This window comes from Exiguobacterium sp. s39, assembly GCF_018618925.1.
Lineage (GTDB): Bacteria > Bacillota > Bacilli > Exiguobacteriales > Exiguobacteriaceae > Exiguobacterium_A > Exiguobacterium_A abrahamii.
The window spans coordinates 1,080,944-1,094,028 of record NZ_JACSNA010000001.1 but is presented as its reverse complement, the minus strand read 5'-3'; the positions used below and the strand labels follow the sequence as shown (position 1 = coordinate 1,094,028).

Genomic DNA, 13,085 nt, shown 5'->3' with positions numbered 1-13,085 from the left:
GACTCGTCTATTCACGCCCTTTCCTCAGGCGAGACACAAGCCTGTTTTCCTGCTTCATTCCAGCATGAAAACGGGTCTTGTTTGTCTCTGACAGCGCAAAAATGCGCTTTTCCTGTAGGAGTGGCGTATGACGGGTCATTCTATTTTTACGGGATAAGGGTGGCAGAATTATGATCTGCCACCCTTATCTTTGTAGAGACTGACTGTTGGGTCAGCCTCTTTTACGTTGGAGCGATCGTGTTTCAAGAAGTGACGTGTGGCGTCAGACTACGAATCTGCTTTGCTGCTTGTTTATAAGGAGTCAGCGTCTCTTGTGCCTGTAACGTCGCGCGTTCACTCTCAAGTTGCTCGAGTGTTTGGCGTAACAGGTGCTCTGAAACGGCTGTCAAAGAAACGTCCAGATGTGCCGCAGCGACTGCCAGCAAGCGTTCTTCTTGAGTGGCAGTATACGCGAGTGCTTCTTGTTTAGTTAATGTCGCAAGTTCCTCCTTCAACTGCTCCTTCTCATTTTTTTCAAAGAAGGCTTTCGCATTCCGGAAGTGGCGTTTGACGCCGACATAAGGCGTTGCATCTTCGAATGGACCATCGAACGTCATTTCATTTAATCGAGAGACCGTGACAGGCGCGAGCTGGAAGGATTCGTTCCATTGCTCTAGCAACTGTTGCTCCTCTTGTTGACGCCGGATCAAGGCCGCTTCGAGCCATTGGTCGACACGGAAATGCGTGACCCGGAGCTCTTGCTCAAAATCGAACCGAAGGAACATCAACAGTTCCGTTAACGCATCCTGTAATGCCACTCCTTTGCCAGTTTGAGCAAAACGAACAGGATTATAGGCTTCCTTGAAAAAGTCAGGGAAACGGTAATAAATGCGTTGTACGACATGATGCAACAGCTCATGGATCTCTGCTTTGAGTGCAGGTTCGATCAAAGCGGCGCGATTGTCTTCGAAACGATCCGTGACCTGCTGTTCTAGAGTAGATAACTCAGCCAACCGTTCTTCTTTTCGCAACAGATTCGCTTCAGTCGCAGCGATAAATCGTTCGAGTCGCTGGACGGTCTTTTCCGTCTGCTCAGACAACGATACTTTGGCGAGACCGGTCAGATCCTCCGCTAGGAAGTGATGGAATGCCTCCTCGAATTCAGGTAAACCGGAAGTTGAATCTGATCGCTCTTGTTGCTTTTCCGTGAGTCCTTGTAAGCTCGAGACTCCATACAGTCGAGGCGATCGAATCCCGAAGCGTTGCAATTCCGTCGCGACATAGTTCAAGACATCTTGACGTTCGCTATCTGACGCAGCGAGATCAATCGCGTTGACGAGGAAGAACATCTTATCGAGTTCGAATGCGTCTTTGACACGACCGAGTTGAATCAAGAATTCACGGTCAGCGCGGGCGAAGGCATGATTGAAGTACGTGACGAATAAGATCGCATCCGCGTTCTTGATGTAATCAAAAGCGACATCAGTATGACGGGCATTGATTGAATCTGCTCCCGGTGTATCGACGAGCGTCACGCCGAGACGTGTTAACGGACTATCGTAATAGAAATCGATGACATCTACGAAACAGCTTCGTTCTTCCTGCGCGACATACTGTTTAAAAGCGTCTTGATCGACCGTGTGAATGGTACCGATGAAGGGTTGGACGGCAGGGAATCCTTTCAAGAAAGCACGCAAGAACGGGTCTGTCAGTGACGCGTTACGTGGTAAGAGCGTATCGTATGCCTGTTTCGTTGACTCGAACGTCATTGTTTCGACCATTGCTTCATTTAAGTCCTCAAGCATCGCTGCTTCCGACTTGAACGTGACTTCTGCCACGCCGTGCGGGTGTGCAGCGTCAACAGGGTGAATCCGGTTGATTGATGCGGTTGTCGGATTCGGAGAGACTGGGAGGACTTTATCTCCGAGTAAGGCATTGCAAAACGATGATTTTCCGGCACTGAAGGCACCGAATAAGGCAATCGTGAACGATTGGTGTGTCAGTCGGTCCAATTTGTCATTCAAATAAGCAACAGCATCTTCAAAACCTTGAAGACCATTCAGATGCTGACGGATTTGAGCGACGTCTTCCGGTGCATAACGGATGGTTTGTTGCTCACTGATCGTCGTCGCTACTTCAAACGCAGTAGTTTCTGTTACCGATTCATACCCGGTAAAGGAAACGATCGCCGCTTCTTGCTGAATCAATTGCTCCTCCCAAACTGAGACTTGCGTCCGAGCCCGTTCGAGTTGTTGGTCAGATGGATTGGCAACGCCATGCTCATATCGCTCGAGTGCTACGGTAGCCTGTTGCCATGCTTGAACGCTATTCCATTTATGCTGTAGTGACGTCTGTTGTTGCAATAGTTCAGCTTGTTCTTTCGGGAAAGTTGCCGTCAACTCTTGACGAACAAGCTCACGCCACGCGTTCGTTTCCTTGACGAACCACGCTTGTGTCTGTTCGGCGACACGATTCGTGAACTGGAGCACTGATTCACCTGTGATCGTAATACCGGTTGGCAAGGCACTTTCGAGTACGGAAAGCGGTGGGTCGAGTGATAGCTGATCGATTGCGACGATATGCGTATCCTGCAGGAGACCAAGGTCACGTAATGATTGTTTCATCAAGTTACGTAAATGAAGCGAAATTTCGGAAGCGGTCACTGTCTGATAGGCACGGAGCACGTCTTGTGCGATCTCTGCTTGAGCCGCTTCCGTTTTTTTCGCGCTACGGAATAATCCAACCTTGAAATCACGCTGACGTGACTCGAGGAAGCGGCGCATCTTCTCGCGTAACTCAAATGGCATCAATGTCGCATTTTTCAAGAGTTGATCCCGATGAAGCGAAAACGTCTGTACCCAGCGGTCCGGTTGGCGTGCTTCTAATTGTTGCGAGACACGCGTTAATTCGGTTTCGATTTTCGCCGGATCCCGTCGTTCAGCGTCATTCAATTGCTCAGCCATCGTCTCTTGTGTTTCTGAGACGAGACGTGTGAGATAACGTGTATGTTCCTGGTGAAGACTTTCGAGTGTCAAAGCGGCAGAAGTCAACAACTTCGGTTGAGCGTCGCGAATGCTTTGTTTGACGAGCTGTTCGACTTCCGTGAAATCGTTATGCGGATGGGCTGGGTCCCGTAGGCTCGTAAAGAAGATTCCTTTCGGTACGACACCGTGTTCAGCGAAGGACGCATGAACCGAGCGGCGGAAGGCGTCGAATGATAGTTCATCGTTACGATGTTTATCGATTTGATTGACGATTAAATATAATTCCGGTACGGCAGCTTGTAATTCATCCGTCACCATGAAGTTCAATTCGGATTGAACATGATTGTAGTCCATGACGTAAAACAAGATGTCAGCCAAGTGAAGGGCAGACTCCGTTGATACACGGTGGGCATCATCGACCGAGTCGACGCCTGGCGTATCCATTAAGACGAGACCAGGAGGCAGCGCGGACGCGGCATGCGTCAAATCGATTTGTTGGACATCACCACTTTTCCCAAGCGATTGAAGATGCTTCTCTTGCTCTTTTGCAGTCAGACGAACAGACGGCTGTTCATGAAAGTGAACGATTGCTGAATCCATCTCACCTTGCTGAAGTGTCACGATGTTTGCACTCGTCGGAATCGGACTCGTCGGTAAGACCGATTCACCCGTCAAGGCGTTGATCATGCTCGACTTTCCAGCTGAAAAGTGACCAGCAAACGCAATCGTGAACTCTCGTTTTAATAGTTTGCTAGCAAATTTATCTAGTTTATCTAAACGGAGTTGATCCGTTGAAGGTTGAATCAATGTGGCGAGTGAAGCCGTCGCCTCGAGTTGGTTCGATAATCGTTCCTCAAATGAGCGCATGCAATGAAACCCCTTTCTTTCAGTCATCGTCCAGTGTATCACGATTTTTTCCGTTTCGTCATCCTTCCGCAAACGACAAAAACAATCCGCCCAGTAAGAGGCAGATTGTTTTAATTAGGTTCAAGACGACGGAACGATTTCGTCCGCACGTGTCGATTCTTGTTCCGTCGAATGAATCCGGCGCAACAAGTGTAATTTGAAGAGATACATGACGAGCAGGTGAACATTCGCCTGTGTTGCCTTGTAGAGTATCCACGGTAGCGCAGGGACGAATTCATGGATGGCGATGATACATTCTTGCGTACCGGGAATTTGCCGGAATTCAATCCGACCACGGCTATCTTGCTCGACTTTTGCGAACAATCCGCCGGTAATCCGGTATGTCGCCATTTGTCGATCGTGAACCGGTTCCTTCGTCAATTCAAGCAGCGGTTGTTCGTAAAACGGAATGTGGATTCCAACGACTTGATCTTTCACAGTTGACGATAGGAAAGGGCGGGCAAATGATGACAACCAGTTCATATAATCGTCAGCTGCCCAGTCGGCATCGCGATCCTTTGGCAAAAGAACACGTTGTACCGATCGGACGTCAAGGACGTCTGGTGTCGAAGACGACGAGGAAGAAGATCCTTTTTGTTCCTCCTCCTCTTTTAATGCATCTCGGACTGATTGTTCGAATGTGATTTTGCCGTCACTGATGCCGGGAACCATTTTTTCTGGATCCGCAACCATCTCATGGACCATGCTTTCAACGAGTGGATAGACGGTTTCTTTTGGTTCTCCGGACACGAGCGTCACCCAAAGGCGCGATAATTTAACGGTCAATAAAGGAATATCGATCGTCGGTTGTCGTTTACCCATGATGTCGGCTGTTTTAAGGATCATCTCCTTATAGGTCATCGCTTCCGGTCCACCGATATCGATGGCCCGGTCTTTGACGTCATCGCGATCGACACTTTCACCAAGGGCATGAATGACGTCGGGTAAGGCGACAGGATGGGTCTTGTTACGTGTCCATCGTGGGAGTGCCATGACGGGTAAGCGTTTGACGAGTTTCGATAAGATTGGGAACGATGAACCTTTAGGACCAACGATTAACGCAGCACGGATCGTCGTCACCGGTGTTCCGTACGCACCGAGAACGCGTTCGACTTCAAGTCGACTCTTTAAGTGACGCGATAGATTTTCTGTTTCCTCGGGGATGATACCACTTAAGTAGATGATTTGCCGGATGCCGTTTTCTTTTGCGGCACGGGCGAAGTTATCGGCTAACAATAAGTCCATATTCTCAAACGATCCTTGTGTCAATTTAGCAGATGGCATCATCGAATGGACGAGATAGACAGCGATGTCTGCTCCTTTCATACCAGCGATCGTATCGTCTAGAGAAAAGAGGTCGCACGATCGCCATTCGACGCGTTCCTCATTGTCCTTGTCGTCACCATTTCGTGAAAGGGCGATGACGTCATATTTTTTCTTTAGTTCGTTCAGTAAATTGTGACCAATGTATCCGGTGGCTCCGGCTAAAGCTAGGCGCGTTGGCATGGATGTAAACTCCTCTCTTATATCTGTTGTAATGTACCCCCAATCGAGTCGGTTCAATCGCAAGAGGATATGCTGAGACGATTCAGTTGAATGGAATAGGGAATAGTAACATATGGAAAAGAACCAACAGGAAGTATGAAAACAAAGGGGGCTTCAACCATGCAGACGATACAATTCATGCAAGAGGGACATGAACGACGATTCGATCTGTTGTGGAGACGATTAAAGCCGAAACAACGAGAAGATGCAGCGATGGTCTCGATGCTGTACCTTGCGACAGGACAGCCAGAAGTGCTCGAACGGTTCTCGGATTACTTCTTTCCGGATAGTGGTGAGTTTTTTGATCGTGAATTTCTGGCTGAACCCTATCCGAGTCCAGCGTTAGAAGCAATCATCCACTTGATCGTCCAATTGTATAATGGACGAACGACGATCACGATCATCGAGCTGATTGAACGATTGGATGAGCAACAGATGTCGCTCGTACTCGAAGCGATTAAATTGCGGGCATACGGATGTCAGATGCTACAAAAAGGTGCGAAATCGTAATGCCACTCGTATGAATCCGATTGATGAAGAAACTCCTCTTCATCAATCGGATTTTTTGTGAGGGAAGAAAAGTTGTAAGTTCAAGAATCGGTAAGAAGATGTTCGTGAATCAGAGTTCATTAAAATAAATCGCCATGAAAATAAAAGCTAAGTTTATTCACGAAGAACTAATTGAGATGGGCGGCGACTAGAAATAAGATGAAAGTATCAGTAAAAGGTGGTCTAACTATGGAAGGAGTGACATCATGCAGCTCAAAGAATCGATCTACTTTCACTCACCGATTTTCATCCAAAACTTGTTGACGACTTTACAAGGACGTCGCCTGTTCCATGAACGATACGGTCCCGCCTATCAGCAACGTTTACAAGAACTGAAACAGAAGTTAGGACGACCGCATGACGTTCGAGCAGAACAATTGCATCGATTAAACGACTTCCTTTCTTTTTGCCAAACACATAGTCCATACTATCAGGAATTGTTTTCTACCATTGCACTAGAGCTCCCGCTAAAATCGATTGACGAACTAAAACAGATTCCCCCTTTGACGAAAGAAATCTTACGCCAACAAAATGAGGACGTCCATGCGCACGTCCATGCCCCGATTCTCGGAAAAACGGGCGGTACGACCGGTAAATCGATTCAAGTGCATTATACAAAGGAAGACATGCAAATCCGGATGGCACATCTTGACTTCTTCAAGTGGACCCATGGAGTCGATCAAGGGATGCGCCGTGCAAGTTTTACCGGTCAAACGCTTGCTTCCCCGCAACAAAAGGCACCGGTTTATTGGCGGACGAATAAAGTCATCAATCAGATGTTGTTCTCGATCAAAAACATCAATCCGAAAACCGCCGCTGCATACATCGAACAACTGAATCGGTTTCAGCCGGAATCGATTGATGGTTTGCCTTCAGGAATGATCGAAGTCGCACGATATGCTAAAAAATATGGGATGACCTGTACGTTTCGTCCCAAAGCAATCTTCCCGACGGCTGAGATGATGACGGCAGAAGAACGAACGCTCGTCGAAGAAGTCTTCCATGCGCCAATCTATGATCAGTATGCGTCGTCAGAAGGGGCGCCGATCGTCGCCGAATGTCCGTATGGGAAAAAACATTTACATTATGAGATGGGAATCATTGAACGTGATGAGGACGGTGAAATCCTTGTGACGAGCTTCGATACGCATGGTACACCACTTGTCCGTTACCGCGTTGGCGATCGGATGACGCTTAGTCAGGAAACGTGTCCCTGTGGTCATCAAGGTCCGATCATCGCTTCGATCGACGGACGGGGGAGAAGCTTCATTCAACTCAGAAACGGGCACCGTGTCTTTGAAGGCGAACTTGCGGGAATCGTTCGAGCGTTCCCGAACTGTATCGAACGCGTGCAATACATTCAAGAGACGCGGGATGAGATTGTTTTATTATATGTTCCGGATGAACGATGCTTCGAGAAAGAACATGAGAAGAAACTCTTTTTCGTTCTTGACCGACTGTTTGACGGACAATTGAATGTCGTCATGCGCGCGGTACCCGAAATTCCGAAAGAAATCAGTGGAAAAACGTTACTGATTAAACAACAGTATGCATGACACATGAAAAGGCGAGGTCACCGATGATCTCGCTTTTTCGTATGTCCTGAAACTGTCAGTCGCGTGGCCGCACCGGAATCCAGATGGCAGATTGATAATCGGCGGCAGACGGGTCGCCTGCCGAATAAACTTCGAGTTCAGCGTGAGGTAGAGGATCATATCCATGCGATGGGATCCACTCTTGATAGATACGCTGCCACATCTCTTGAATGGCATGCGGCATCGGACCAACGACCGGAAACGTCGCCCAAAGACTCGCCGGAATCGTCATCGTTTCCTGACCGGGCAGAACTTCCGTTGTCGTCGTCGCGATCCAATAATCCATCGATGCTTCGGTGAAATTGGAGCAGACACCAATCACACCTTCAATCTGACCGTCATTTTGTTTAAACAAGGTAGCATCTTGACCAGAATGATTCACATCATTCCAAAACAACGGAATCAGTTGTTGTTGGGCACCATCTTGCGTCGGGAAATGTTTTCGCCATCCTGAAATTTGTAAAGCCGGTCGTTCGATGAGTTGGTAATCCATTTGCTCCAGTCCCTTCAAGGTCACCTGAATGCTCAGGCGGTTATAGGCGTGAATCGGACGTCGCTCGCTTCGCATCAACGTTGGCGAACAACCATGCTGACGTTTGAAAGCTTTTGTGAAAGCTTCCGGCGTCTCATAACCAAAACGTAAGGCGAGATCGATGATTTTTTCGTCCGTCTGTGTCAATTGTTGGGCAGCGAGCGTCAGACGTCGCCCCCGAATGTATTCCGGTAAGGTCATCATCGCAAGTAACGAAAACGTCCGTTGTAAAGGATACGTTTGCATCTGCGCCACCCTTGTCAAAACGTTGAGTTGAGATCGAGCGAATCTTCTAAATGATCTTCGATATAGTCAATGACGCGTTGAATTGATTCGAGCCACATCTTGTCACCTCCTTGTTTTTAGTATAATAGAGCGATGATCGTCGGACCTGTCCAAGGCGATAGTAATTTGTCAGGATGCATGTTCCCTTATTTTTGTCATATTCTTGTCAGGTACATCGGCTATCGTAGAGACATCGAAACCGTTACTTCCCTTGCGAAAGGACGTGATGACATGGGTATCAAAGAGCAGATCTACAATCGCTCTCCTCTATTTCTCCAGCACCTCTTCACAACCCTCTATGGGTATCAATTGCATCGCGAACGTTATGGACCGGCCTATCAAGAACGGTTCCGGATGCTCCTCGAACGAGAACATACGACGATCGACGTCAAAGCGGAACAACTTGATCGTTTAAATGACTTCCTTCACTTCTGTACGGAACACAGTCCCTATTACCGTCAACTCTTCGCTTCACATGGCATTCGCCTACCTTTAACGGACTTATCCGAACTAAAACATATTCCTGTACTATCAAAAGAAATATTACGAACGCACATGGAGAACATTCAAACAGATGTCGCTGCGCCAATCATAGGGAAAACGGGCGGAACGACAGGCACGTCACTGCAAGTACGATATACGATACCGGATATGCAAATTCGCATGGCCCATCTGGATTATTTCAAGGCGACCCATGGTGTCTACCGTGGCATGCGACGAATCAGCTTTACGGCACAGGATCTCGTACCCGAGCGTCAACAGGTGGACGTCTATTGGCGAATGAATCGAGCGGCGAATCAGCTCTTGTTCACGGTAAAACGATTATCCCCACGGACGATGGCAGCGTATCTTGAAGCCATCGAACGTTTTCAACCAGAAACGATCGATGGTCTTCCGTCAGCGATGATTGAGCTCGCCCGGTTCGCGAAGCGAGAAGGGATCCGCTTGACGTGTCAACCGATTGCGATTTTTCCGACGGCTGAACGGATCGACGCGGAAGAGCGCCAAGTCATCGAAGAAGTGTTTCACGGACCAGTCTTTGATCAATATGCATCGTCTGAAGGGGCACCAATCGTTTCGGAATGCCGGTTTGGTCAAAAACATCTGCATCATGAGATGGGGATCATCGAACTCGATACAGACGGGGAGATTCTCGTGACGAGTTTTGATACACACGGGACCCCCCTCATTCGCTACCGGGTCGGAGATCGGATGACGCTCAGTCAGCGCACCTGTTCCTGTGGTCACCCGGGACCAATCATCGAATCGATTGACGGCAGGGGGCGGGCATTCATTCAAAAACCGGATGGGCAAAAGATTTTTGAAGCGCAACTGTCGAGTCTCGTCAAACATTTGCCAAACAGTATCGAACGTATTCAATATGTCCAAATGACGACAGATAGCGTATCGATTTACTACGTTCCGGACGCAGAGCGGTTCAGTCAATCAGACGAACGACTTCTGATGGAACGGCTGTACCGTTTGTTCGGTCGTGATATCCATCTCGATGTGCAAGCCGTTTCTTATATCGATGCTGAGGAAAGTGGTAAGATCTTGCTCGTCAAATCAAGCTTAACAGGATAAAAGAAAGGAGACAGATGGCGCCATCTGTCTCCTTTCTAAATTCTTCTCACCATACCTCGTGTAAAAGTACAAAACATCTCCGCTGTTAGTACTTCTAAAGATGCACCACGTTAAAAGTGTTAAAGTGCTTCATTGATTCAAATGGTTTTTGATATCTCTTACCTTTTGTAAAAGCCATTTTTTATTTTCTTTGTCTTTTACGATGATAAAATCTTCTGTTCCTTTAACAGAATAGATGGTGGACCCGACTGAAAAAAGATTCGATTGACTGTTCGCTTGGGGCATTTCATATGCTTTTGTTTTCTTTAGTATCGTGCTAATTTTTTCTCCTTGTTGCTTAGATGCATCCAATTCTGCTTCTGTTCCGTTATACTCTTTGTTATTCACAATGACGATCATGGCATAACTAGCTTCGTCCTCTGTACCGGTTTGACTGCATCCGAATAAAAATCCAATGAACACAATGACGAATATCTTTTTCATCGGAACCTCCTTATATGAGTATTTGTTGAATAGGAACGTAAATTCATGATAGGTAAAAGTCGCTTCCCTTACCAAATATAAGGTAAAATCAGGAAAAGGAGGGGGATAGATGAAACCTCAGATTTTACTGCTAGGCATGTTCCATCTCGATCGCCCGGCCAATGGAGATCTGATTCGTCCGTCGATATTTGATGTCAGATCAGAACGACGGCAACGAGAAATCCAAGAAGTCGTTGCTCGATTGAACGCATTTCGACCGACAGGCGTTGCTCTTGAGACGGTAGCCGAACGCATGAATGATTTGCAACATACATATGAAACCTGTCAATCCGAGAGCGACTTAACCGATAATGAACGGCAACAAATTGGTTTTCGCTTAGCCCGGATGGCAGGATTAGCACATCTCCATGGGGTCGATTGGAACGAAGTCGTACCTGGCGTACCGGATTTAGGAATCGTCCGTTCACATCATCCGGAAGCCTTTGAGACGATCGTCGCGGCTGAGATGAAGCGGACAGAACAGTTAGAGCACGCGATGGAGCAGTTATCCTTCTCCGAATGGCTCGACCGATTGCACGCTGAAGAAACGATTGCAGCGTCGGCTAGAATCTATGATCAAATCGAACGACTGGAAAGCGGGCGGATTTGGATCGAACGCTACTGGCAAGTCCGCAATCAAAAGATCACAAATCGTTTACTGCAACTCGCTCAGACGAACGAGCGAATCGTCTGTTTGTACGGTGCTGCGCACCTCCCGTTATTACGACAGTACTTGAATGAATCGAACCAAGTCGAAGTGATGACGTGGAACGATTGGAACAACGAAAAGGAGTGTATGTAAATGCTATTTCACTACCATATCTGGACACCACATTTGGAAGAAACAGAAGCCTGGTACACGGCACGCGGATTTCACGTTTCCCAGCGTATCGGGAAGAAGGACGGAGAATTTTCGTCGTTTAATCCACCTCTATCATGGGATGATTTTCGAGCGGATCAAATTTTATTCCGAATCATTGAAATGAAACGGGGAGCGGTCAATGTGACGATCGGATTCGGAAAAACGGTTCGCTTCGATCACATCGGATTTTTGATTCAGCCTGGTGACGTGCAAACGATTCTTGATCGCGCAGAAACGTTATCGTTCACGGTCCAAGCGAACGAGCGGCGGACGTTCTTACAGACACCATACGGATTACGGATTGAACTGCAAGTCCATGAAGATGCGATTGCGGATACTGATGGAACGACACTTGAGCGTCTCGTTCTGGCGACGCCACGCGAAGGATTAGAGGCGGATTTAGCGAAACTGTTCGATCGACCGATTTCACAAATCCAAACCGTCCGCGGAGAGAAGACCGTCTTACAAGAAGCAGTCTTTTCCGATACGTCGCTCGTAGGCACGGATCCGAACGGTGTTCAGCTCGTCTGCTCATAATCAACGAATACTTTGATTGGGAGATCTGGTGTTTCCATTAAGCTAGCGAAGCAACTGGCAAGCTTCGAAAACGAAGTCTCGTGTTCGAACAAAGCGGGCAATGTCGCGTGACGCTCGTCTGCAAAGAGCCAGTCTGCGTGCTTGCGGTAGTCCCAGCCGTCACTCGATGCAACGATCTGAAGTTCTTTCGCGTGAAAAGCGGGCGTCAACGCCAAGGCTTCCCGGTTGCCGTCCGATAAGACGCAGATTGAACCATGAGGACGGACAGCGGATTGAAGCTCGGCAAAGGCCGCTTGACGTCCGGAACATTCGATGGCGGCGTCATACATACTTGAACCCGGTGTGACAACACGTGCACCTAATTGACGCGCTAACTCCGCTCGGGACGTAAGCGGCTCGAGGATATCAATCTGACGAACGTTGACGTAATGCCGTAAGTAATGTACCGTCAGCAAACCGATCGTACCCATTCCAGAAACTAAGACGCTTGTGTCGGGTGTCAATGTTAGCTTTCGGACGCCTTTTGCCGCGTCACAGGACAGAATCAACAGTAGGGCTTCGCGCGGTGAGATATGAGCAGGAACCGGGATGACCTTCGATACAGGAACGATCGCCTGATCTTGATGACCATAGAAGCTGACGACCCGATCACCGGGCTTGACGATTTGGACGGCGTCACCAACTGCAAGCACTTCGCCGTAGCTTTCATATCCGGTCTCGAGCGGATAGTCATAGCTGGTTTCGGTCATATCTTGTTCAAGCCATTGGAAGTTCGGCACCAATACTGATGGCACCGGCTAAGGTGCGGACGTGGACGTCATAGATGCCAAGCGGCGGCAGTTCACGAACAAGATAACCAGGCGTCTTCGACTCAACAAGACAGCAAATTGTTGTAGTGTTCAACATGTAAACCTCATTTCATTGTTGGATTGATTATATATGGATTAAGCATATACCACTTTATTTGTAAAATATAACAATTCGAAACCAGAAATGATGTAGAATAAAAAAGAAGAGGGGGGAATCAAATGGCACCATTATTAATTTTGGCATTGCTCGTGTTCGCATTTTTGACGTTTCGGTATAGTAAGATCCTCGTCCGAAAGGATATTTCTGCCGCAAACAAACGACTCGCAATCGTCTTTTATTTGATTGCCGTCAGTGGACTTGGCGCTGTCGTTTATTTCAACGTATAAGGAGGACCA

The 13,085-nt window shown here is 47.8% G+C and carries 12 protein-coding genes; 6 read left to right on the top strand and 6 right to left on the bottom strand.

What is annotated here, in order from left to right; translation table 11 throughout:
* Positions 1 to 242: 242 nt before the first annotated feature.
* Both KNQ11_RS05885 and KNQ11_RS05880 read right to left on the bottom strand, forming a co-directional pair.
* Positions 243 to 3,830, bottom strand: coding sequence for a dynamin family protein (locus tag KNQ11_RS05885; RefSeq protein ID WP_214770530.1), 3,588 nt, complete (start codon positions 3,828 to 3,830; stop codon positions 243 to 245).
* Positions 3,831 to 3,950: 120 nt separating this feature from the next.
* On the bottom strand, positions 3,951 to 5,375 hold the full coding sequence (locus KNQ11_RS05880) for an NAD(P)H-binding protein (RefSeq protein ID WP_064299730.1): 1,425 nt from the start codon (positions 5,373 to 5,375) through the stop codon (positions 3,951 to 3,953).
* 159 nt (positions 5,376 to 5,534) lie between these two features.
* Between KNQ11_RS05880 and KNQ11_RS05875 the strand changes: the two genes are divergently transcribed.
* On the top strand, positions 5,535 to 5,924 hold the full coding sequence (locus KNQ11_RS05875) for a hypothetical protein (RefSeq protein ID WP_035397030.1): 390 nt from the start codon (positions 5,535 to 5,537) through the stop codon (positions 5,922 to 5,924).
* Between the two features lie 245 nt (positions 5,925 to 6,169).
* Positions 6,170 to 7,519, top strand: a complete 1,350-nt coding sequence (locus KNQ11_RS05870; protein WP_023468514.1) for a phenylacetate--CoA ligase family protein — start codon at positions 6,170 to 6,172, stop codon at positions 7,517 to 7,519.
* A 55-nt stretch (positions 7,520 to 7,574) separates the two neighbouring features.
* On the opposite strand, the gene KNQ11_RS05865 is transcribed toward KNQ11_RS05870, so the two are convergent.
* Positions 7,575 to 8,345, bottom strand: coding sequence for an AraC family transcriptional regulator (locus KNQ11_RS05865; RefSeq protein ID WP_353049813.1), 771 nt, complete (start codon positions 8,343 to 8,345; stop codon positions 7,575 to 7,577).
* A gap of 261 nt (positions 8,346 to 8,606) precedes the next feature.
* On the opposite strand from KNQ11_RS05865, the gene KNQ11_RS05860 reads away from it, so the two are divergent.
* Positions 8,607 to 9,959, top strand: coding sequence for a phenylacetate--CoA ligase family protein (locus tag KNQ11_RS05860; protein WP_214770511.1), 1,353 nt, complete (start codon positions 8,607 to 8,609; stop codon positions 9,957 to 9,959).
* Between the two features lie 129 nt (positions 9,960 to 10,088).
* On the opposite strand, the gene KNQ11_RS05855 is transcribed toward KNQ11_RS05860, so the two are convergent.
* Positions 10,089 to 10,442: a hypothetical protein gene (locus tag KNQ11_RS05855; RefSeq protein WP_214770508.1), complete on the bottom strand. Its 354-nt coding sequence runs from the start codon at positions 10,440 to 10,442 to the stop codon at positions 10,089 to 10,091.
* Between the two features lie 109 nt (positions 10,443 to 10,551).
* Here KNQ11_RS05855 and KNQ11_RS05850 point away from each other — a divergent pair, with 109 nt between their 5' ends.
* Positions 10,552 to 11,283 carry a DUF5694 domain-containing protein gene (locus KNQ11_RS05850; RefSeq protein WP_214770504.1) on the top strand — a complete coding sequence of 244 codons (732 nt, stop codon included), beginning with the start codon at positions 10,552 to 10,554 and terminating at the stop codon, positions 11,281 to 11,283.
* Positions 11,284 to 11,880 carry a hypothetical protein gene (locus KNQ11_RS05845; RefSeq protein ID WP_214770501.1) on the top strand — a complete coding sequence of 199 codons (597 nt, stop codon included), beginning with the start codon at positions 11,284 to 11,286 and terminating at the stop codon, positions 11,878 to 11,880.
* Here KNQ11_RS05845 and KNQ11_RS05840 read toward each other — a convergent pair.
* Both KNQ11_RS05840 and KNQ11_RS05835 read right to left on the bottom strand, forming a co-directional pair.
* Positions 11,862 to 12,674, bottom strand: coding sequence for a zinc-dependent alcohol dehydrogenase (locus KNQ11_RS05840; protein ID WP_214770498.1), 813 nt, complete (start codon positions 12,672 to 12,674; stop codon positions 11,862 to 11,864). The two genes, KNQ11_RS05845 and KNQ11_RS05840, sit on opposite strands and share 19 nt — an antisense overlap.
* Positions 12,637 to 12,783 (bottom strand): hypothetical protein, encoded by a 147-nt coding sequence (locus tag KNQ11_RS05835; RefSeq protein ID WP_214770496.1) that lies wholly within the window; start codon positions 12,781 to 12,783, stop codon positions 12,637 to 12,639. Before KNQ11_RS05835 ends, KNQ11_RS05840 begins: the two co-directional genes overlap by 38 nt.
* A 125-nt stretch (positions 12,784 to 12,908) precedes the next feature.
* On the opposite strand from KNQ11_RS05835, the gene KNQ11_RS05830 reads away from it, so the two are divergent.
* Positions 12,909 to 13,076, top strand: coding sequence for a hypothetical protein (locus KNQ11_RS05830; protein ID WP_156323149.1), 168 nt, complete (start codon positions 12,909 to 12,911; stop codon positions 13,074 to 13,076).
* Positions 13,077 to 13,085 lie beyond the last annotated feature (9 nt).

Bases quoted from the DNA above. Each gene is read 5' to 3' on its own strand.
- KNQ11_RS05885 (WP_214770530.1), bottom strand. From the start codon at position 3,830: ATGCGCTCATTTGAGGAACGATTATCGAACCAACTCGAGGCGACGGCT.
- KNQ11_RS05880 (WP_064299730.1), bottom strand. From the start codon at position 5,375: ATGCCAACGCGCCTAGCTTTAGCCGGAGCCACCGGATACATTGGTCAC.
- KNQ11_RS05875 (WP_035397030.1), top strand. From the start codon at position 5,535: ATGCAGACGATACAATTCATGCAAGAGGGACATGAACGACGATTCGAT.
- KNQ11_RS05870 (WP_023468514.1), top strand. From the start codon at position 6,170: ATGCAGCTCAAAGAATCGATCTACTTTCACTCACCGATTTTCATCCAA.
- KNQ11_RS05860 (WP_214770511.1), top strand. From the start codon at position 8,607: ATGGGTATCAAAGAGCAGATCTACAATCGCTCTCCTCTATTTCTCCAG.
- KNQ11_RS05855 (WP_214770508.1), bottom strand. From the start codon at position 10,442: ATGAAAAAGATATTCGTCATTGTGTTCATTGGATTTTTATTCGGATGC.
- KNQ11_RS05850 (WP_214770504.1), top strand. From the start codon at position 10,552: ATGAAACCTCAGATTTTACTGCTAGGCATGTTCCATCTCGATCGCCCG.
- KNQ11_RS05845 (WP_214770501.1), top strand. From the start codon at position 11,284: ATGCTATTTCACTACCATATCTGGACACCACATTTGGAAGAAACAGAA.
- KNQ11_RS05830 (WP_156323149.1), top strand. From the start codon at position 12,909: ATGGCACCATTATTAATTTTGGCATTGCTCGTGTTCGCATTTTTGACG.